We start from the raw sequence: 22,363 nt of genomic DNA, 5'->3' as shown, positions 1-22,363 counted from the left end.
TAAAAGATAAGGCATTACAAAGGCTTCGCCATACTTCAAGAAGCAAGATCCTGAAATCATATTTAGGGTAATTAATACGGAATTAATTAAAAGCCATCAGTGTAAACTGGTGGCTTTTTTGCGTTTAGAGCATCCTGTAGCAATAATTTGGATAATATTCTGTTTGATAGGTTGTCGCAATTATTATTGAAAAATTTAGCCCTCATTACTTTTCAGTTTTACAGGATGCTGCTGCTATTTAATATCGCCTGTACTTTGCTGGCTATTGCCGTTGTCTGGTATGGCTTTGGCCATATAGATGCCTTCATTCTTTTTATCGCCAAAACATTAGGGTTTATCGGCGCAGTTATGCTCCACCGGTACTCTGCAAAGGAAACGTACTATTATTTCCGAAATGCAGGCTATCGGATGAGATCTGTGATCCTTACGGCTTTTCTTGCGGACACACTGCTTTATATCCTTTCTTTTTTGCTGATCAACCTTATCACCCATGCAACCGAACACTTTAAAAGTTGATAGTGTGCAACTATCATTTGATGACAGGAAAATTTTACAGGATGTGTTTCTTCAATGCACCCAGGGCGAAATCGTGGGGCTGTTGGGGCGTAACGGCTCAGGTAAATCATCATTGCTGAAAATAATTTTTGGTTCGCTTATCCCTTCCTATAAATATGTAAGTATTAATGATGAATACATTTATAGCGGCTATGCCGGTGGCCGCATCGCTTATTTGCCACAGCATAATTACCTGCCTCATGGCATCAAGATCAGCGCTTTAGCCCGGGCGATGATCGATCCCGTTTTTTGGGATGAGTTTGCCGGTCAGCAGGTCTATCAAAAGCATCATCAAAAAACTGTGGGACAACTATCGGGTGGTGAATTGAGGATGCTGGAAACGTTAATGATCATCTACAATAAAGCCGATTTTATCCTGCTGGATGAACCTTTTACCCACATTTCTCCGGTACAAACGGAATACTTTAAACCAGTAATAAAAGCCTGCAGCAAAAGGAAGGGAATTATTATCACCTATCATCAATATTACAATGTTCTGGATGTTAGTGATAAACTTATTGTTTTGGAAAATGGGTGCACCAAACCAATTAATCATGTTGATGAATTAATTACTTACCATTATATTAGCGGTATAAAATAAGATAATGACGATCCCAATATACCAGGCTGACGCCTTTACTGATCAACTGTTTGGTGGCAACCCTGCAGCTATTTGCCCATTGGATAAATGGCTGCCGGATGAAACCATGCAAAAAATTGCTGTTGAAAATAACCTGGCAGAAACTGCTTTCTTTGTAAAAAATGATACTGGATACAAGCTCAGATGGTTCACTCCTGAATATGAGATCGATTTATGCGGGCATGCTACCTTAGCCTCGGCCCATATTTTGTTTAGTGAATTGGGTTTTGCGGGAGATGAAATTCACTTTGAAACGGTAAAGGCTGGGGTGTTAACTGTAAAAAAAGATGGAGATAAATATTCTATGGATTTTCCTTCCAGGCCGCCTATCCATATCGAGCCGCCTATAGGGCTGGTGGAAGCCTTGGGAGAAAAACAACCATTGGACGTTTTACGTTCAAGGGATTATTTTTTGGTTTACGAATCGGAAGATGACATAAAGGATATATCGCCTGATTTTTATGCACTTTCAAAAATGGATACCGTAGGGGTAATTGTCACGGCAAAAGGCGATAAAGCAGACTTTGTGTCCCGCTTTTTTGCGCCCGGCGCGGGTATTCCTGAAGACCCCGTAACTGGTTCAGCGCATTGCAACCTGATACCTTACTGGGCCGATAAACTGGGCAAGGATAAGTTACATGCCTACCAGCTATCTGCCCGCAAAGGTGAGTTATGGTGCGAATTGCATGGCGACCGGGTACTCATCAGCGGCAAAGCAGTAACTTATTTGAAGGGAGAGATTTTTTTTGAGGTGAAAGGTTAAAGGCGAAAGCTGAAAGGTTTTTTTATTAAGGATTTGCTTTCGCCAAATTTTGCTCTTCGCTTTTTACCTTTATTAATATATTAATATCCTATGGTCAACAACCCCTATATGCATTGGAGTTTCCAGCCGATCAATCATCGCGCTGCATAATCTCCATTGAGATCGGGTAATGTACATTAGCCGCTGTTATCTGCAAAAAACCAGTCGGTAATCTCCAAACACCAACCTTTAAAAAAATCATTTTTAATGATTTTTTTTTGATTACTTTGAAGGTTCGAAATTTTTAAGATCAGTACAGAATAAATGCAGCTTACCCGGTTAGAAATCAAAGGTTTCAAGAGCTTTGGCGATAAAATTACCATCAACTTTAACGAAGGTATTACCGCTATTGTGGGGCCAAATGGTTGCGGCAAATCAAATGTAGTGGATGCTATCCGCTGGGTGCTGGGCGAACAGAGTACAAGGATGCTCCGGTCTGAAAAAATGGACAATGTGATATTTAATGGCACAAAAAGCCGTAAAGCAGCTAACCTGGCCGAAGTATCACTAACTTTTGATAATACCAAAAATATCCTGCCAACTGATTTTACAACAGTTACGCTAACCCGCAGGCTTTATCGTACCGGCGAAAGCGAGTATCGGTTGAATGATGTACAGTGCAGGTTAAAGGATATTACCGACCTGTTTCTCGATACCGGTATTGGTGCCGATTCGTATTCGATCATCGAACTAAAAATGATCGATGAGATCATTACGAACAAAGAAGGATCCCGCCGGAATTTGTTCGAAGAGGCATCGGGGATTTCCAAATATAAACTGCGCAAAAAGCAAACTTTTAATAAGTTAAAGGATACAGAGGCCGACCTTGAAAGGGTAGAGGACCTGCTTTTCGAAATCGAAAAGAACCTGAAAACCCTTGAAAACCAGGCAAAGAAAACCGAAAGGTATTATAGGCTCAAAGAACAGTATAAATCGTTGAGCGTAATGCTGGCCTCGTTCAGGATCGCATCATTCAGTGAGTCATTAGGCAGGATTGAGGAGCAGGAGCAAAAGCACCGGGTGGGGAAATCGGGTATAGTAACCCGTATAGATAGCCTGGAGGCTATTTTACAACAGGAAAAACTGGATAGCCTCACCAAAGAGAAAAACCTGTCTACGCAACAAAAGGCCACTAACGAATATGTAAGTAAGATAAGGGCCTACGAAAGCGAAAAGAAGATAAAAAACGAACAGCTAAAATTTCAGCAGGATAAGGAAGCCCGTTTGGTTGATGAACTTGAAAAGGATAAAAGCCAGCTAAATCACGTACTGTATAATATAAAACGCCTTTCGGAAGAGAAAGCACAGGAGGATGAGAATCTTGAAAATATCCGGTTACGGGTGGCGGACCTAAAAGCAGCTGTTGATGAGTTGCGGGAGAAACAGGCTGCCGGCCGGAATGAATTGAACGAACTGACTGGTATCAATACACGGCTTCAAAACCAGGTTTATAAAACCGAAAAAGATCTTGATATCTTACAAATTCAACAGCAGGCGCTTGAACAGGAGAGCCAGCGGAATATGGAGGATACCACCAATAAGGAGACCGAGCTTTCGCATTTTAATGAAGTGGTAGCAGGGCTGGAAGTTAGGGTTGAAAGCGCTGAACTGGATTACCGCCAGACAGTCGGTTTCGAAAATAATTTACAGGAACAGATCCGCGGTATTGAGGACGAGATTAAGAGGCTGCAGGAAAATATCATCAGGGAAGGCAGGAAGCTGGATGCCCGGCAAAATGAGTATAACCTTACCAAAAGCATGGTGGATAACCTGGAAGGTTTTCCTGAATCGATCCGCTTTTTAAAGAAAAATACAGATTGGTCGAAGAATGCGCCCTTATTCAGTGATATTTTATTTTGCCGTGAGGAATACCGGGTAGCTATTGAAAACTACCTGGAGCCTTTGATGAATCATTATGTTGTTGAAACCTATAATGATGCGATCAGGGGGATAAATTTATTGAGCAGTGCAACACAAGGCAGAGCCCAGTTTTTTGTTTTAAATAATTACAGCACCCAGGGAGAAACCATTCCGGTAAATATTGAAGGCGCCATCCCCGCCTTAAATGTGGTAGAAGTAGATAAACATTACCAACCGCTATGTGACCACTTGTTAAAGAATGTTTACCTGATTGATGATCATAACGAACACGCGCTAAATAATGCTGAATTGCAGCCCGGCGTGGTTCTCATCGGCAAAAGTGGCAAGTTTAATAAATCAAGATACGCTATGGCAGGCGGCTCGGTGGGTTTGTTTGAAGGCAAGCGAATCGGCAGGGCAAAAAACCTGGATGCGCTTTTGAAAGTTATAAAACTGATTGATATTGAATTGACAGGCTTTAAAAGCAGGTTTGAAGAATTGGAAAACAACCTGTCAGTTTTAAAAAAATCTGGCAAAGCCGCCGAGATCAAACAAAAGGAACATGAGTTGAACCTGCTGAATACCGAACTGGTAACTGTAAAAACACGGCAGGAGCAATACCAAACCTTTATCGAAAACAGCCTTAACCGCAAGGAAGATATCGCCCGGAAAATAGAAAGTATCAAGGCCGAAAAACTTGTTCTTCAACCGCAATTGGAGGAATTAAAGGAACAAAAGCAAAATCAAAATGAACTGCTGGTTGAAAAGCAGGGTGAATTTAATGAGTTGAATGAATATGTTTCGGTTCAGTCAAATACCTATAACCAGGAAAATATCAGGTTCCACCAGCAGCAAAACAAAGTATCAGGGTTAATAAAGGACCTGGATTACCGCGAAACGCAGCAGGAGAGCCTTGATGTGCGGATCAAGCAAAATAGTGCTGAACTGGAGAAAGTAAAAGTTGCTATCCACGAGAATTTGCAGATGGCGGATAACTCTGACGACGACCTGATTGAAATGTATTCGCAAAAGGAAGAGCTTGAAAAAGCCACCCATCAGGCCGAGCAGGAATATTATGAATGGCGCGGCAAAATAGCCGAAACAGAAAATGAAATAACTGCCCTGCGTCGGCAAAAAGACAATGCCGAAGTTATTGAAAACGAATTAAAGGACGAACGCAATAACCTTAAACTGGAGCTTAATGCTTTAAAGGAAAGGTTGTCGGTTGAGTTTAATGTAGATATACAGGAATTGCCGGAAACGGAAATGGGCGAGGTGGAAGACGAGCAGGAGATCCGCGAGAAAACAGAAAAGCTAAAGAAGCAACTGGATGATTTCGGTGCGATAAACCCTATGGCGGTTGAAGCCTATAACGAAATGAATGAACGTTATACCTTTATCCAGGCGCAGAAAAAAGACTTGAGTGATGCCAAGGCGTCGTTGCTGGCTACGATACAGGAAATCGATGACACCGCGAAGGAAAAGTTCATGTCGTCATTTATCCTGGTGCGTGAGAACTTTATAAAAGTTTTCCGTTCGCTTTTTAACGAAGAAGACTCATGTGACCTGATCCTCACCGATCCCCAGCATCCGCTGGAATCAGACATCGATATTGTTGCGAAACCAAAAGGTAAAAGGCCTTTATCTATTAACCAGTTATCGGGCGGTGAGAAAACGTTAACGGCTACTGCCATCCTGTTTTCGCTCTACCTGCTGAAGCCGGCGCCCTTCTGTATTTTTGATGAGGTTGATGCCCCGCTGGATGATACCAATATTGATAAGTTTAATAATATTATAAGGAAATTTTCTACCGAATCGCAGTTCATCGTTATATCTCATAACAAGCGAACTATTGCCAGCACCGATATTATTTACGGCGTAACCATGGTTGAGCAGGGGATATCAAGGGTAGTACCCGTGGATTTGAGGGAACTGGTGGATTAAAGGAGGTGAAAGGTGAAAGGTGAAAGGTGAAAGGTGAAGTGAAAGGTGAAAGGTGAAAGGTGAAAGGTGAAAGGTGAAAGGTGAAAGGGTCACTTCGTACTACCAGCAAAAGTGAAAGGCAAAAGATTTTATCAGGTATCACCCCGAATAAATCTTTTGCCTTTTAGCTTTTGTCTTTCGGCTTTCTTACCTGTTTTTCTTTAAAATATTCAGTAAGGAGGTCTTCTTGCCAATCATGCCGGTGAATTTATGTTTATTAGGCAGGTTTCTTTTAGGAATCGCAGCCGCGAAGGAAATCTGGCCTAAGCCATTGGTTTTAACAGCAGCCTTCGGTTTAACGTATGTGGCTTTATAGGTATACCTCAGCACATCCGCCAGTAAACCTTCGGTAGGATCACCCCAGTCTTTGGTAAGGTCGTCGTAATCATTAACACCAGGGTAGCCGTTGCCGGGTGTGAATCCCTGGTAATAGCCACCCTGCCCTGCAGAGTTTTGAACCGAGAATTCGGGGGTGAACATGATATATTTATTTATGTCGATGTCAAAAAAGCCGACCGGCTTGCCATAGCTCTGTTCGCCAATAAATTGGACATCCATTTCCGGGCGTAAATTATTAATCGTCAGTTCGCTTGCAGAAGCGGTTTGCCCTGTAATGATGAAAAATACCCGGTTAACATTAAGTGAACCCACTTTTGCAAAGTTTACGGCATTGTCGGCTACTGTATAGCTAAACTGAGCGTAATTGTAATCTGGTGTGCCTGATCTCCATTGGTTGTGGAGTAAAGGGTCGTTGCCGGCTACCAGGTTACTGTTATAATAGGTATTGTACATCAAAGACCCTGTCTTAGCTGCGGGTACTATTAAATTGTCAATATGTTCAGCTGTTGAAACGTATCCACCGCCATTGTAGCGTAAGTCAACAACAAGGTCGCTGATTCCTGCTGTTGCAAAGTTGGCAAATGCAGCATTTAACAATGGGTCGGCCACTGCGTCAGATACAAAACTGTTAAAAACGATATAGCCTACTTTATGCCCGGCTGAATCCGTTACCACGGTATCTTTTAATACAGGATTTACATTGTAATTGCCGGTGTTTAAACTTGCTGTATAAGTAGTTCCGTTGGTGCGGGTTAACCCTAAGGTAATGGTTTTGCTGTTGTATATGGCATTACTTACAAAGTTAAGATTGGTACCGCTGCCATCGCCGTAGGTGCCTGAGTCGTAGGTTATTTTGGTGCTGCCATTTATGCTGGTGATCATGTCGCCCCGGTGGATCCCGGCTATACCGGCAGGCGACCCTGCGTAGGCAAACTCAACACGCAGATCGTTCCACTGGTTATATTGAACATCAAAACCAAAATCTCCTTTTACGCCGTTTAACGCAGCAGATTCTGAGCCGTCATCAATAAAGGAATATTTGGCGGTTCCGGCACTATAAAGAGATTTTTCGTAGGGTGCACTTGTTGCCGGGTTGATGGCATATTGCGACAATGCATCTAATTCTTTAGTGAGCGCTGTAAGTGCATCCGGATCTGTAAACGTCCTTGGGCCAAAATTGGCATAGCTTGGCAACTGGTCAAACCATAAATAATCCTCTTTGGCGTATAGCCAAACCGAATCCTGTATCAATTGCAGGGTAGTACCTACTTTTGATGGTTCAGTTGGATTGGTATTGGTTTTAGTATTTGAGCTCTTTTTGCAGGCTGCAATTAAAGAAACCGAAATGATGAGGGCTGCGTAAAATATTTTTTTCATATGATGAATTATTTGTGTCTCAAATAGTTTGTTAACGGAAATAAGCTTTATCTGGTATCTTTTAATTTATAAAAAAATGTTGGCGTTTATGTAGTCGATCCCGCAAACATCTGCACAAAGCCTGTCAGTTTCGGAGTTTTCAATCATCAATATTTCCCGTCGTTGCAGGTTGTGATCCTTCAATAACAGATCGATCACATCAGGTTCAGGTTTAGGCATCGTCTCCTCAGCAAAATAGGCAATTAAATATTGTTCGAGCCCGTGCCATTCGGTTTGCTTTATTTTATTTAATTGTTGCTCAGTATTCCCGTTCGTTACAATAAACACTTTTTTTCTGTCAATAACAATTTCCTGGAGTAAATTTAACATATTTTTATAAAGCAATAACTTTAAAGGCAGCTTGGCTGTTACCAATAAGTGGTTTAAATTTTCCCGGTATTTTTCATCAACATTCAGCTTTTCTTTCAACCTGTCAAAAACAAACGCAGCCCCTTCTTCATTATACGTATTTATCATCAGATCGGTTGTCTCTTTAGCCTCAATCAGTTCTGCGTATTCAAGCAGGCTTGCAAAAAGATAATAAACCTGGAATAAATAGTCTTTTTCGGGATAAAGCACATTGTCCAGTTCAAAAATAAATGCTTTTTTACGCTTGTCTATGTCAGTATAAGTCATTACGTTAAATTCAGAAAACTGATACAATTAAATTTCTGCGCTGCAATTTATTCTTTTTTAGCCTACATTAATCCCTTATTTTTGTTCATACCCTGTGGATAAGTACAAATTTGCAGCTGATTATAAGCTTTTAATCCAAATAATAGATCAGTTAATGCCATGAGCCCCGTTTCAAAAAAACTGCATATCAAACCAAATTCCAACTGGCTGTTTTATAATGCGCCTGGCAATTATTTCCTTGTATTGGAGCCATTGCCTGATGGTGCCACATCGTCATTTGAACCCGATGGCAACTTTGATGGTATCCAGCTGTTTGTAAAAAATAGTGGGGACCTTGAAACTGGTTTGATAGTTATTTCACCTTTGCTAAAAGCCGAGACTATTTTCTGGGTTACTTATCCCAAAAAGAGCTCAGGTATTCCATCAGACCTGGAGATGATGGGAAGCTGGGACGAACCCGCCAAATATGGGTTAAGAACAGTAGCCGCTGCAAGCATTGATGAAACCTGGACCGCGATCCGTTTAAAGCAGCAAGGATTGGCCAAAGTTTCGGAATTCCGGAATGAAGCTTTGAAAAAGAACGAATATTCGGAATTTATCGATCTTGAAAAAAGGAACACCATAATGCCGCCTGATATGCACCAGGTGGTGTCAAAATCACCGGCAGCCATGTCATTTTATGAAACACTTTCTTTTAGCAATAGAAAAGAGTATGTCGTTTGGATCCTCTCGGCCAAACAGGAAAAAACACGAAATGAACGACTGGAAAAGCTAAACGGAAAGCTTTTGGCCGGGAAAAAGAATCCGTCAGAGAAGTAGGTGGTTTAAGTTGATTGGGGCACTGAAGCAAATGAAAACTCACCAATAAAACCTGATAAAAATGAAAAACGAACCGGTTGTAGTTGAACGCACTTATAATGCGCCTGTTAGGGCGGTATGGGAAGCCATTACCGACCTTGAAAAAATGCAGCAATGGTATTTCCCGATGCTGGAGGAATTTGAACCCGAAGTTGGCTTTGAAACCAGGTTTGATGTGGCAACGCCGGATAAGGTGTACGTACACATCTGGAAAATTAAAGAAGTGATCCCGTTTAAAAAGATCAGCTATGAATGGAAGTTTGGCGGGTACCCCGGCGATTCGGTTGTTAGTTGGGAATTGTTCGCGGAAGATGAGGGATCCAGGATTGTTTTAACCCATACAGGTATAGAGACTTTCCGGGGCGACCTGCACCCCGACCTGGCGAGAGGTAATTTTGTTTTGGGCTGGACAGACTTTATCGGCACCAAACTAAGAGAATTCGTTGAAGACCAAACAGAAGAATAGCAGCGCCCCCTGTTTTTTTATAATTCGATTTATTTTTGTATCGCGTTATTTGAGGCGAGTCGAATAATTCTTTACTACTTTTGTAGAAATGGCTGAACAACCCAATAACCCGCTTCACGGCAAAACACTTGAAATGATCCTGAACGCCCTTGTTGCACATTACGGCTGGCCTGAATTGGGTGAGCGCATCCGCATCAATTGTTTTACCAGTGATCCTAGTGTAAAATCGAGCCTTAAATTTCTCCGCAAAACTGAGTGGGCCCGCAAAAAAGTTGAGGAGTTGTATGTCAGTACACCAAGTTTATATCTTGATATTTAAGCAAACCATGGCTTTAAAAAAATAAGTCCGATTGAACTTCAACGGGGAAAGATTTGCAAATAAAGGTTCATTATTCTAGCCTATATGTTAGATCGCTTGCGTGTTACGAAAAATAAATAGTAAGCCATTAAAGTGGAGATTAATCCGGTGAGCAATAAAAAATGGCTGGTTGTTTTGTCTGCGTGTGAAATAAATAAATATAGTCCAAACAAAAGGGCGATGTGTCCGGCGATAAAGGATAGGTAAATTTTAACTTTTATTGCTTTCATAAACTAAAATACAAATTTTATCCATATTGGAAACCTTTTGCCTTTAACCTTTAACCTTTTACCTTTCTCCTAAATCAATGTTTCCTTTTATTATTCATCTTGGCTTTTTGGCCTGAGCTGTAATTGTAAGTTTTAGCGTTCTCAGGTTTTTTCTGGTGAAAAGCCTCGCCGGCGACAGGATCTGTTACTTTAGTTTTTGTTGGTTGTTTTTCTTCGGCGGTTGATGCTTTTTTCTCCTGTTCAATCACAAGATCCGCGGGTAATTCGCCCAAAGGTATTTTTTTGCCGATGGCTTGCTCAATTCTTTTTATCAGGGTGAGTTCAAGGTCGGTGGCAAATGTTAAGGCCAGAGTTTGTTCTTCATCATTGCCCGGTGTTCGTTTGGTAACCCTTTCAATAAAAACTTCTTTTTCGGCAGGTAATTCAAAGTGGATCAAAAACGGAATGTCTGTCAGATCATGCGGTTGTATTTTGTCGTCCGCGATGATCAGGATCCTTGCCTGTTCCGATTCCTTAAATTCTTCTATATCCGTAATGCCTTTAAACTCTATTGACCAGGAGTTAAGTATGGCCACGGTAGTACTTTGCCTGTTTTGCAGCGTTTTATAGATCTTTTCGGCCGTTTGGCGGGTATTTACAAATACAATGGTTTTAGTAAACAGCTCATCATCCTGCATAAATAAATTCAGCAGGTTGAGCTTGGTGATGAAATTAGGTACGTGGTACAACACCTGGGGCAACGTTTCTATTTTACTTTCCGCAATTTCTTCAATCTCAACAACAGCCGCGGTTTCCATAAATGGATTGATCATTTTTTGCAGCTTATCATGCATTACTTCGGTAAAAACCAGGCGCTGGGCTTTGGTAATGCTGTTAGCCAGTTCGGCAACCGGAAGTTGCAGCCCTTGTTTTACAATCTGGTCGGCATCATCAATGATCAAAAGTTCGATCTTATTGAGATTGAGGCCGAGTTTAAGGTAGATGGAGCGGGCTCTGTCAGGCGTGGCAACTACAATATCAGCGCCATCAGCCAAAGCATTCAGCTGGCTTTCGGTACCCGGCGCGGCATAAAGGCCCACCAGTTGCAGCGGTTTATTCTTGTTCAATTCTTCAAACCTGGTAATAACATCCAGCACATGCTCTTTGGTTGGCACCAGGATCAGCACCCGTGGTACACCTTCCGAAGAATACCCCATGCGGTTAGAAACCGACAAAACGTAGGTGGTGGTTTTTCCGCAGCCTTCCGGGCCAATCGCGATAAGGTCCTGCCCACCATAAATACGCGCCAATGTTTTTTGCTGAATTTCTTTCGGGGACTCATATCCCAACCCATTAACTTTATTAAGTAAATTTTTATTCAGCTTTAATTTTTCTGACCACGCCATACCGTTCATTTTTTAAGGAGGGCAAATTTACCCTTTTTAAAATGATTTTCTCAATCGGATTTAATTGGCTTAAAATTAGCGTTATACAGCAAGCCAATCTTCATTGGCAGCGCAATTAAGTTTGCCGGAATAGGCGGTTATGGCTGGAATATCCAGGTAGGGGTAAGTAACTTTCGATAGGTAAAGCCCCTGCGGGTATGCCGGGATAATTACCTTCGGCGTATCACCGTTTGCAAGGTAATGTTCAAATTCATCCACGCTCATATCACCACGGCCAATGTCCAGCAAACGCCCAACGATGATCCGGATCATTTTACTTAAAAACCGGTTGGCGGAGATATTAAACCTCAGTCTGCTCCCGTCAGCGCTGGTATATAAACCGGCTGATGAAATATAGCAAAGCGTATGATCAATCTTGTCAGGGCATTTGCAAAAGGCCCTGTAGTCGGTATAAAGCGGCAGCAGGGCGACTGCAGCTTTCATTTTATCAAGGTCGAGTTCTTTTTCAGCGTATAATGAACTGAACTGGCTTAAAAACGGGTCCTTATAAGTATGTATATAATAATCGTACGAACGCTGAATAGCATCAAAGCGGGCATGGGGGAGCCCTTGCATAGGGATAATATCAAAAATGGCAATGTCATCCGGCAAGATCTTGTTCAGCCTGAAAAACAGGTCGAAATCCCAATTGTCATCTAAATCAGCATGAAAAAAAAACTGCCCAGCATGTACTTTGGCATCTGTACGTCCGCAGCCAATAATTGCCACCTGTTTTTTCAATAACCTGCCGAGGGCACTTTCCAATACTTCCTGCACACTATGCATCCCCGGGTGTTTTTGCCATCCGTTATAATGCGTGCCATGGTAGGCGATATGGAAGAAGTATCTCAAGTATTTTTTAGTTTAAGTGCAAATTTACCATTTCTGGGTGGTATTTTGGCAATTGCACCCTAACTACATGGAACTCGCGTTAAAAATAACGGTGTGGAATTTTTCGCCCGGGACCAGAAAAATAGTAAATAAAATTCTTGATAAATCCAAGTAAATTACAGAATTTATTACTGTGCCAGGTGTCCCGGCCGTATTCATGCGTGCCGGGTGGTTCAGGTGCTTCTGCTAACCTGGCAACTTCAGTCTGGTCTTATTAATACATCGTCATAAAAACAATTGGCAATTTTAAACACGGTTTCCCCGGGCCTGACTACTTTTTCTTGCCAGCTTTTTCCGAATCCTGCTGCACCCTGAATTTTACCATCCGGCGAATCAGGTCGACAGGCAAGGGTTTGTCAATCGGGAACTGAATCGCTCCTTTTGAAAATTTATAGGCCGTGAGTTCTTGCTTAAACACCCCGATAGGGGTTGAAGTTGGATAAAATCCAATATGGCCCTGGTGAGCAGCGTAATAAACCAGCACGCTATTCGCTTTAAACGCGGGCATATTATAGCTGATCACTTCCTGCGCATTTGGCGCTTCCTGTTTGATGGTACTGCGCAATACCTCTAAAATTTCCCTGGTACTTTCGGGGAAAGACGAAAAGTATTCGCTTACGGTCTTAAATTTTATGCCTGCTTCCATGGCTTTAATGTGTTTTTATATTAAATACTATGCTTTATTTATACAAACATAAATGAAGTAATTAATATAACTATGCCCTTTGCGTGACATATTTGAGGGGTATAAGTGACAAGAAAATAACTTATAGCGGGCAGAAATATTAGTCGATTTAACGTTCAACCGGTTTTTATCAATAGCTTTAGGTCGATAAAAATATAGCAATTTGCAAACGCCCAGGTAACTCAAAAAAACGATCATTTTTACTTTTGCGTTTTTCTGCATTTCAGACGGCCTAAGAAATATTACAAAGCGATTTCGCAGATCTTAAAGGCAAGGCAAAATATCCCCGGAGAAAACAATCTGCCCTCCGGGGATATCAATATTATAAGGTAGCCATGTCAATTACAAAGCGGTAACGCACATCGCCTTTTACCATTCGGTCATAAGCAGTTTGAATATCTTTGATATCGATCATTTCAATATCCGATACGATGTTGTTGGCTGCACAAAAATCCAGCATTTCCTGGGTTTCCTTAATGCCGCCAATGCCCGATCCGGCCAGGCTCTTGCGGCCCCCCAACAAACTAAACGCGGCTATCGCTGCCGGTTTTGGCGGTACGCCAACGCAAATATGCACACCGTCCGTTCTCAGTAATCCCAGGTACATGTTAAAATCATGTTCAGCGGATACCGTATCGAGGATAAAGTCAAAGGTGCCGCTTGCAGCTTTAACCTGAGCCTCGTCAGTCGTAACCACAAAATGGTGAGCGCCAAGCTTTTTGGCGTCGGCCTCTTTTTTAGGCGATGTGCTTAATATGGTTACATCAGCGCCGAAAGCGACGCCAAATTTAACCGCCATATGGCCAAGTCCACCAAGGCCAAGTACTGCCAGCTTATGGCCCTTGCCCACTTTCCAGTGCCTCAATGGCGAATAAGTGGTAATGCCGGCACACAATAAAGGCGCCACTGCGGCAAGGTTCAGCCCTTCTGAAATATGCAGTACAAAATCTTCGTTAACCACAATGGTGTTCGAATAGCCACCATAGGTAGGTGTTTTGCCATCTTGCTCTAAACCATTATAGGTTTGCGAGCTACCGTTGAGGCAATATTGTTCCAGGTCCCGCTTGCAGTTTTCGCAAACGTGGCATGAGTCAACCATACAACCGGTACCGGCTAAGTCACCTACTTTAAAATTTTTAACGTGGTCGCCAACTTTTACAATGCGGCCAACTATTTCGTGACCGGGTACCATCGGGAAGATTCCTGGGAACCAATCGTTTTTGATCTGGTGAAGATCCGAGTGGCAAACGCCGCAAAATAAAATATCGAACTGAACATCGTGCGGGCCAACTTCGCGGCGTTCGAATGTCCAGGGTGCCAGCGGAGTTTTTTCATCCTGCGCGGCATAAGCTTTGGTTGTTATCATACTAGTAAGTGTTTGTGAGAGCCCAAATATAGCAATGACTTAATGAGTTAGGATGTGTAATCAAATAAGTTACATTTTGCTGATGAAATGAATGTTTGATATCGTCTATTTACGACAAAAAACCCCGGTCCTTTGAAACTGGTCATCAGCTATCCCTGCGCTGGGCCCGACAGTAAGGCGGACAGCAAATATTGACCAATAAAAAACCGGGCAACTCTCGCCACCCGGTTCTACATATAATTGTTTTCTGCTCAATCCGAAACATTCTTCCAACTCAGCACATCATATTTTGTCCTTTTCTCATTTTCGGCTCCGCCGTAAATCAGTGTTTTGTTAACTTTGGCAGGGGCGGCTATTTCTTCAAAGCGGTCCATTTCTTTAAATAAACTGCTGCTGATGGTTTGGGTCGCCTTTATTTCAAAAATGGAAAAGCCGTTGCTCTTTTTCATCAGCAGGTCAACTTCGTGGGCATTACTGTCCTGCCAAAAATAATAATCCTGATGCAGGTATAAGTGATGGTTCTTTTTCTGGTATTCAGCAAGGATCATGTTTTCAAAAACCTGTCCTTTCAGCCGGTTTTCTTCCAGCTCGCCGGCGGTCCTTATCCCCAATAAATAGTTCAGCAAGCCGGTATCGTAAAAATACAATTTCGGGCTTTTTACCAGGCGCTTGTTGAAATTTTGATGATATGGCTGTAAAAGGAAGATGATATAACTACTTTCCAGTATGGATAACCAGGCTTTTGCGGTGTTATGTGAAATGTCGCATTCATTGGCCAAAGCGCTATAATTTAACAGTTGCCCCGCCCTACCGGCACATAGGCCTAAAAAGGTCCGGAAAACCTTTAGATCGCGGATGTTCATTAATTCAGTAACATCTTTTTCAATATAGGTTTGAATATAGTTGGAATAGAAAACAACAGGATCAATATCCCTGTCGAAAATGGCCGGGTAGAAACCCTTGATACTGGCTTTAGTATAGGAATCCTCCAATAAGCCTTGTGATTTCAATTCTGTAAAATCCAAAGGGAGCAGCTTAAACAAAGCTACTCTGCCCGCCAGGGTTTGGGTGATGCTGTTCAACAAGTGAAAATTTTGTGAACCCGACAGTATAAATTGCCCCATCTGTCCCGATTCATCCACCCTGCCCTGGATATAGGAAAATAGGGCAGGCGCACGCTGCACTTCATCAAAAATAATTTTTTGATCGTACGTGTTCAAAAAACCGATGGGATCTTCCAATGCAAAAGAGCGTGTGTCCGGGTTTTCAAGCGAAACATAGCGGTAATCGCTAAAAAGGGCTTTTAGCAAAGTGGTTTTGCCGCTTTGCCTTGGCCCTGTAACTGCAAGTACCGGGAATTTGGATTGCTGCGCTTTAACAATCGGCGCTATCTGCCGGGCGATAAATGAGCTCATTTTATTTTGATCTTTATACAAACTTACAATTTACATAAGGTATATTTACAATATACATAATATAAATTTTCAATTTACATGGCTTTAACTTTCAATTTATAGGAGTTTTATTCGCAAAATACATAGAAAATCGCTGTAACCTGTAGTGCCAATACAAAAAAACCGGGCAACTCTCGCTACCCGGTTTCACATATAATTGTTCGATTGATTTCAATTAAGTCCGAAAGTCAGTAAATTCCGAAAGATGCATTTGGTTTTAATTTTAAAACGATCTTTCATTCTTAATACCCGCTCACCCCTTCCTTCCCTTCCCTCGGGGAAGGATTCGCACAGGCCCTGGCTTTTTTACTATGAACCATCGATCATGCACTTCGTGCCATGAACTATGATCTATGAACCATGAACTAAAAGACCTGCTCAAACTGGTTCACCGCGTCTTTGCTTTCTAAAATAGAATGCCCCATCAGGAATTCATCTACCTTACGCGCTGCTTCGCGGCCCTCGGAGATGGCCCAAACCACGAGGGACTGTCCGCGGCGCATATCGCCGGCGGCAAATACTTTGCTTACGTTGGTGCGGTAAACGCCTTCTTTGGCTTTTACGTTTTTGCGTTCGTCAAGGTCAACCCCCAGGTTTTCTATCATGCCGGTATGCTGCGGGAACAGGAAGCCCATTGCCAGGAAGATCCTTTGGCAAGGTATTTCTCGTTCGGAGCCTTCAACTTTTACAAATTTGATCGGCCTGTTCATTACATCCAGTTCCCAGGTAATATCACAAACACGTATCGCGCGTAAATTGCCGTCTTCATCACCTAAAAACGCTTCTGTATTAATACCCCAGAAACGGTCGCAGCCTTCTTCATGGCTGCTGGTTGTTTTCAGCACCATAGGGTAGGTTGGCCATGGCATATGTGCCGTGCGGCTTGCCGGCGGCTGGCTCATTACCTCAAACTGCTTGATAGAACTTGCGCCCTGGCGGTTGGATGTGCCCACGCAATCCGAGCCTGTATCACCGCCACCGATCACGATCACATCTTTACCGGTTGCAGTAATTTCTTCCTGCGGGAATTGGATGCCGCTTACACGTTTGTTTTGTTGCTTCAAAAAGTCCATCGCGAAGTAGATGCCTTTTAGTTCCCTGCCAGGGATATTCAGGTTACGGGGGATGGTTGATCCCCCTGCCAATACAACGGCGTCGTTGGTGCGCACCAGTTCATCAGCGGCTATGTCTTTACCAATTTCGGTATTGCATTTAAATACAATGCCATCTTTTTCCATCATTTCCACGCGGCGTTCAACCACCCATTTATCCAGTTTGAAATCAGGGATGCCATAACGCAGTAAGCCACCCGGACGGTCGTCGCGTTCGTAAACGGTAACCAAATGGCCCGCTTTGCTCAATTGAGCGGCAGCAGCCAATCCGGCCGGGCCGGAACCCACCACGGCAATCTTTTTGCCCGTTTTGATGAGCGGCGCAACCGGTTTTACCAGTTTCTTCTCAAAAGCAATCTCGATAATATGCTTTTCAATTTCCTCGATAGCTACCGCAGGTTTGTTTATCCCCAGCACGCATGCTGATTCGCACGGCGCAGGACAGATCCTGCCGGTAAACTCGGGGAAATTATTGGTTGATGATAAAATATTATAAGCTTCTTCCCAGTTTTTACGGTAAACCGCATCGTTAAACTCAGGGATGATATTACCCAGCGGGCAGCCCGAATGACAAAAAGGGATGCCGCAATTCATGCAGCGTGCTGATTGCTGGTTTAACTTTTCTTCGGGGTATAAATGAACAAATTCTTTGTAGTTTTTTACGCGCTCCGCAGCCGGTACCTTTTCAGGAAGTTCTCTGTTAAACTCCTGGAATCCTGTTGCTTTTCCCATTAGCCGATAGTTTGATATTCTAATTTCTCAATAACTTTTTTATACTCTCTTGGATACACTTTCACAAACTGAAGCGATGCTTCTTTCCAGTTGGCAAGCAGCTGCTTGGCTACTTCGCTGTCTGTTAAATGAATGTGTTTGTGCAGTAAGGCGATGATCTGCTCTTCGTCTTTCGGCGATAGCGGGTCAAGGTCAACCATTTCCTGGTTGCAATTTTCAGCAAAGGTATTGTTCGGGTTATATACCCATGCAATACCGCCGCTCATGCCTGCCGCAAAGTTGCGGCCCGTTTCACCCAGGACCAGGGCTAAACCGCCGGTCATGTATTCGCAGCCATGGTCGCCGATGCCTTCCACCACTGTGGTAGCACCGGAGTTACGCACTGCGAAACGCTCGCCTGCCATACCACGGATAAATACTTCGCCGCTGGTAGCGCCGTAAAGGGCCACGTTGCCGATGATGATATTATCTTCGGGTGTGAAGGTTGCCTTTGCAGATGGATAGATAGCCAGTTGCGCACCGGATAATCCTTTGCCTACGTAGTCATTTGCTTCGCCTTCCAGCTCAAAAGAGATGCCTTTTGTAGCGAAAGCACCAAAGCTCTGCCCTGCTGATCCTTTGAATTTAAAGTTGATGGTGTTATCAGGCAAACCAACAGATCCATATAATTTGGAGATCTCGTTGGAGAGCAATGTGCCGATAGTACGGTCAACGTTCTTTACATCAAATTCTGCAAACACCGGTGTTTTATCTTCAAGGGCAAGTTTCGCCGCTTCCAGAAGCTGCCAGTCGAGGATGGCATCCATACCATGGTCCTGTTTTTCGCTGTTGTACAGCGTCATTTCCTTTGGATGATTTACCGGTTGTAAGATGCCCGAAAGATCGATCTTTTTGGCTTTCCAGTTGGTCAGCCCATCTTTCACTTTCAGGAACTGAACACGACCCACCATTTCGTTAATGGTGCGGAAACCTAATTCAGCCATAATTTCGCGCAACTCTTCTGCCAAAAAGCGGAAAAGGTTTACGATATGCTCTGGTTTACCCGAAAATAATTTTCTTAATTCCGGATCCTGTGTAGCAACACCAACAGGGCAGGTATTCAGATGGCATTTACGCATCATAATACAGCCACCCGCAACCAGGGCTGCAGTAGCCACACCCCATTCTTCAGCGCCCATTAAGCAGGCAATCGCCAGATCGCGGCCGGTTTTCAACTGACCGTCAGTTTGCAATACTACGCGGCTGCGCAGTTTGTTGCGAACCAGCGTTTGGTGTGCTTCAGTTAAGCCCAATTCCCATGGTAAGCCCGCATGTTTAATGGAGCTGATAGGAGAGGCGCCTGTACCGCCGTCATATCCTGCAATCAGGATCACATCAGCATGCGCTTTTGCAACACCTGCAGCGATGGTTCCCACACCGGCTTTTGATACCAGTTTTACATTGATACGGGCAGCGCGGTTAGCATTTTTTAAGTCGAAGATCAGCTGTGCCAAATCTTCAATAGAATAAATATCGTGGTGCGGCGGCGGCGAGATCAAGCCAACACCCGGTGTTGAGTGCCTTGTTTTAGCGATCCAGTCGTCAACCTTATGGCCGGGCAACTGCCCGCCTTCGCCGGGTTTTGCACCCTGCGCCATTTTTATTTGTAATTCGTCAGCATTGGTCAGGTAGTTAGAGGTTACCCCAAAACGTGCGGAGGCTACTTGCTTGATGGCCGAGCGCATCGAGTCGCCGTTAGGCAAACGCTCATACCTGATCTCGTCCTCGCCGCCTTCGCCGGTGTTACTTTTGCCGCCAATACGGTTCATGGCAATTGCCATGGTGCTGTGCGCTTCGTGAGAGATAGAGCCGAATGACATGGCGCCTGTTGCAAAGCGTTTCATGATGTTTTCAGCCGGTTCAACTTCGTCTAAGCTGATCGGTTCGCGGTGATGGGCAAAATCAAGCAATCCCCTGATAGTGAAATGCTTTTCGCTTTGCTCATTGATCGCTTTCGCGTAATTTTTATAGATCGAGTAATCGTTGGTCCTGGTAGCATGCTGCAACAGGTGAACGGTGGTCGGGTTAAATAAATGCGATTCGCCGCGGCGTTTCCATTGGTAGATCCCACCCTCAGGCAATAAATGCGTATCTGATTTTGAACCGCCGAAACCTAAACGGTGTTTGCAAAGCGACTCGCGGGCAATTTCATCTAACCCTAAACCGCCGATACGGGTTACCGCGCCGGTAAAATATTTATCAACAACCGCCTGGTTGATCCCCAATATTTCAAACACTTGCGAACCATGGTAAGATTGCAGGGTAGAGATTCCCATTTTGGAGAAGATCTTCAGCAAGCCATCATTAATTGATTTCACATAGTTCTTTTGCAGCGTTTTTAAATCGAGGTTGGTCTCCATGCTGCCATTGTTTTTCAATGTTTCAATGGTAGATAGCGCCAGGTATGGGTTGATAGCTGTTGCCCCAAATGCCAGCAAGCAGGCAAAGTGGTGTACTTCCCATGTATCGCCTGTTTCCACAACAATACCTACAGCGCCCCTGCGGCCGCTCCTGATCAAGTGGTGATGCACAGCAGATACCGCTAATAATGATGGTATAGGCGCATGCTCCGAGTCAATAGCACGATCGGATAAGATCAATACCTCAAATCCGTCGTCAACTGAATCTTCGGCATAACGGCAAAGCCTTGCAATCCCTTTTTCAAGCGAACCCGGCATGCCGTCGGCATTATAATATGTTTGCAGTGTTTTAGCATGGAACATGCCGGTATCAATACTCCGCAACTTTTCAAGCTGGTGGTTTTTCAATATCGGGTGCTTTAAAACGACGCAATGGCAATGCATTTTATCTTCATCCAGCAAATTGCCATTATTACCTATAAAGGTAGATAAGCTCATCACCAAACGTTCGCGGATCGGATCGATAGGCGGGTTGGTAACTTGCGCAAAAAACTGTTTAAAGTAACTTGACAGGTGCTGTGGTTTATCAGAAAGGATCGCCAAAGGTACGTCAGTTCCCATCGAACCTATTGGTTCTTTACCATCCAGCGCCATTGGTTTAATAATGGTGTCAATATCTTCGCGGCTGTACCCGAATACCTGCTGGTAGCGGTAAACTGAATCTTCCGACAAGCTGGCAAAAGCCAAACGCGGCTCGCCCAGTTCGCCCAGCTGGATCTTATAGTTTTCCAGCCAGCGGCCATAAGGCTGCAGTGATGCTATCTGGTGTTTGATTTCGTCGTCAGTAATAATTTTGCCTTTTTCGGTGTCGATCAGCAACATTTTGCCCGGTTGCAGGCGGCCTTTTTGCAGTACTAAGCTTTCATCAATGTTTAAAACACCGGCTTCGGAGGCTGCAATAACACGGCCATCGCTGGTTACAACAAAGCGCAATGGGCGAAGACCGTTACGGTCAAGCAAAGCGCCAACCAATTTGCCATCGGTAAAAGTAATCGCAGCAGGGCCATCCCATGGCTCCATTAAAGCGGCATGGAACTCGTAGAATGCTTTTTTAAGCAGGTCCATTTGCTCGTTGCCATCCCATGCTTCAGGGATCAGCATCATCATTACATGCGGCAATGATCGGCCGCTATGCAGCAATATTTCGATGATATTATCTAAACACGCTGAGTCAGATTGGTTATTATCAATTACTGGCAACAGCATCTCCATTTCATCCTGTGTAAAGTAAGAGGATGCGTACGATTTTAAACCGGAGTAAAACCAGTTTAAGTTACCTGTGAGCGTATTGATCTCGCCGTTATGCGCGATCAAGCGGAACGGCTGTGCCAGTTTCCACGATGGGAAAGTATTGGTGGAGAAACGCGAGTGAATCATGGCAAAGCCAGAAGCAATCCGCGGATCGGTAAGATCAGTGAAATATTGGCGCAGCTGGTAGGTAGTTACCTGCCCTTTGTAAACAATTGTTTTGCAGGATAGCGAAGTGAAATAAAAATGTTCGGCAGCGGCCGGAATAGTTTCAGTGATGGTTTTGTTGATGTAACGCCTCAAAACATAAAGCTTACGCTCAAAATCCTCAGGGTTGTTAATATGGTGAGGCCTTTGTATAAATAATTGTTCCACATCTGGTTCGGCCTTGCGCGCTGTTTCGCCAATTACGGTTGAATTAACAATCAGCTTACGGTACCCCAATTTGTGAAGACCCAGTTTTTCAATGGCATTGCCGATCTGTATGCGGCAGGCCTTTTTTAGCGCTGATTCTTTCGGGAAAAATATCATCCCCACCCCATACTCGCCTGGTTCAGGCAGGCTGATCTCCAGGTTTGAGCATTCTTCCATTAATAACTCATGAGGTAATTGAATCAAAATACCTGCACCGTCACCCGATTCCGGGTCGCAGCCGCAAGCACCGCGGTGTTCCATGTTTTCGAGCATGGTGAGTGCGTCATCAATTATCTGGTTAGATTTGTGTCCGTTTATGTTTGTAATAAACCCTGTTCCGCACGAGTCGTGTTCAAATTCTGGCCTGTACAGGCCCTGTCGGCTTTCGTCTTGTTGCATTTTAAATTATAACGTTGATAAAATGGTGCAACGACG

16 protein-coding genes are annotated in these 22,363 nt (G+C 43.6%); 7 read left to right on the top strand and 9 right to left on the bottom strand.

The window, feature by feature from the left end; all coding sequences use genetic code 11:
* The first annotated feature begins 225 nt into the window (after positions 1-225).
* From QZY09_RS11650 to smc, 4 genes are all read left to right on the top strand, one after another.
* A complete protein-coding gene (locus QZY09_RS11650; protein WP_295672565.1) occupies positions 226-516 on the top strand; it encodes a hypothetical protein in 291 nt (96 codons plus the stop codon).
* Complete coding sequence (locus QZY09_RS11645; RefSeq protein WP_295672563.1) at positions 491-1,156, top strand: ATP-binding cassette domain-containing protein; 666 nt, start codon at positions 491-493, stop codon at positions 1,154-1,156. The genes QZY09_RS11650 and QZY09_RS11645 overlap by 26 nt, the downstream gene beginning before the upstream one ends.
* A gap of 4 nt (positions 1,157-1,160) precedes the next feature.
* Positions 1,161-1,958: a PhzF family phenazine biosynthesis protein gene (locus QZY09_RS11640; protein ID WP_295672562.1), complete on the top strand. Its 798-nt coding sequence runs from the start codon at positions 1,161-1,163 to the stop codon at positions 1,956-1,958.
* Positions 1,959-2,261: 303 nt separating this feature from the next.
* A complete protein-coding gene (gene smc, locus QZY09_RS11635; protein WP_295672561.1) occupies positions 2,262-5,801 on the top strand; it encodes a chromosome segregation protein SMC in 3,540 nt (1,179 codons plus the stop codon).
* Between the two features lie 186 nt (positions 5,802-5,987).
* Here smc and QZY09_RS11630 read toward each other — a convergent pair whose 3' ends face one another.
* Both QZY09_RS11630 and QZY09_RS11625 read right to left on the bottom strand, forming a co-directional pair.
* Complete coding sequence (locus QZY09_RS11630; RefSeq protein WP_295672559.1) at positions 5,988-7,556, bottom strand: S41 family peptidase; 1,569 nt, start codon at positions 7,554-7,556, stop codon at positions 5,988-5,990.
* A 66-nt stretch (positions 7,557-7,622) separates the two neighbouring features.
* Positions 7,623-8,231, bottom strand: a complete 609-nt coding sequence (locus QZY09_RS11625; protein WP_295672557.1) for an HAD family hydrolase — start codon at positions 8,229-8,231, stop codon at positions 7,623-7,625.
* A 159-nt stretch (positions 8,232-8,390) separates the two neighbouring features.
* Here QZY09_RS11625 and QZY09_RS11620 point away from each other — a divergent pair, with 159 nt between their 5' ends.
* From QZY09_RS11620 to QZY09_RS11610, 3 genes are all read left to right on the top strand, one after another.
* The gene (locus QZY09_RS11620; RefSeq protein ID WP_295672555.1) at positions 8,391-9,050 is read left to right on the top strand and encodes a YdeI family protein; all 660 of its coding nucleotides are present in this window, start codon (positions 8,391-8,393) and stop codon (positions 9,048-9,050) included.
* A 61-nt stretch (positions 9,051-9,111) separates the two neighbouring features.
* Positions 9,112-9,555, top strand: coding sequence for an SRPBCC domain-containing protein (locus tag QZY09_RS11615; protein WP_295672553.1), 444 nt, complete (start codon positions 9,112-9,114; stop codon positions 9,553-9,555).
* Positions 9,556-9,643: 88 nt separating this feature from the next.
* Positions 9,644-9,874, top strand: a complete 231-nt coding sequence (locus tag QZY09_RS11610; protein WP_295672551.1) for a VF530 family protein — start codon at positions 9,644-9,646, stop codon at positions 9,872-9,874.
* Positions 9,875-10,217: 343 nt separating this feature from the next.
* Here QZY09_RS11610 and QZY09_RS11605 read toward each other — a convergent pair whose 3' ends face one another.
* From QZY09_RS11605 to gltB, 7 genes are all read right to left on the bottom strand, one after another.
* A complete protein-coding gene (locus QZY09_RS11605; protein ID WP_295672549.1) occupies positions 10,218-11,528 on the bottom strand; it encodes a DEAD/DEAH box helicase in 1,311 nt (436 codons plus the stop codon).
* Positions 11,529-11,609: 81 nt separating this feature from the next.
* Positions 11,610-12,419, bottom strand: a complete 810-nt coding sequence (locus QZY09_RS11600) for a tRNA pseudouridine(38-40) synthase TruA (protein WP_295672547.1) — start codon at positions 12,417-12,419, stop codon at positions 11,610-11,612.
* A 310-nt stretch (positions 12,420-12,729) separates the two neighbouring features.
* Entirely contained in the window at positions 12,730-13,104 is a 375-nt protein-coding gene (locus QZY09_RS11595) for a DUF1801 domain-containing protein (protein WP_295672544.1), read from the bottom strand.
* A 361-nt stretch (positions 13,105-13,465) separates the two neighbouring features.
* Positions 13,466-14,509, bottom strand: a complete 1,044-nt coding sequence (locus QZY09_RS11590; protein WP_295672542.1) for an NAD(P)-dependent alcohol dehydrogenase — start codon at positions 14,507-14,509, stop codon at positions 13,466-13,468.
* Between the two features lie 251 nt (positions 14,510-14,760).
* Entirely contained in the window at positions 14,761-15,924 is a 1,164-nt protein-coding gene (locus QZY09_RS11585; protein WP_295672540.1) for an ATP-binding protein, read from the bottom strand.
* Between the two features lie 404 nt (positions 15,925-16,328).
* Positions 16,329-17,807 (bottom strand): glutamate synthase subunit beta, encoded by a 1,479-nt coding sequence (locus QZY09_RS11580; RefSeq protein ID WP_295672538.1) that lies wholly within the window; start codon positions 17,805-17,807, stop codon positions 16,329-16,331.
* Entirely contained in the window at positions 17,807-22,327 is a 4,521-nt protein-coding gene (gltB, locus tag QZY09_RS11575; RefSeq protein ID WP_295672536.1) for a glutamate synthase large subunit, read from the bottom strand. The genes QZY09_RS11580 and gltB overlap by 1 nt, the downstream gene beginning before the upstream one ends.
* Between the last annotated feature and the right edge of the window lie 36 nt (positions 22,328-22,363).

This window comes from uncultured Mucilaginibacter sp., assembly GCF_903913935.1.
Classification (GTDB): Bacteria; Bacteroidota; Bacteroidia; order Sphingobacteriales; family Sphingobacteriaceae; genus Mucilaginibacter.
This window is presented reverse-complemented; position numbering and strand designations above follow the sequence as displayed.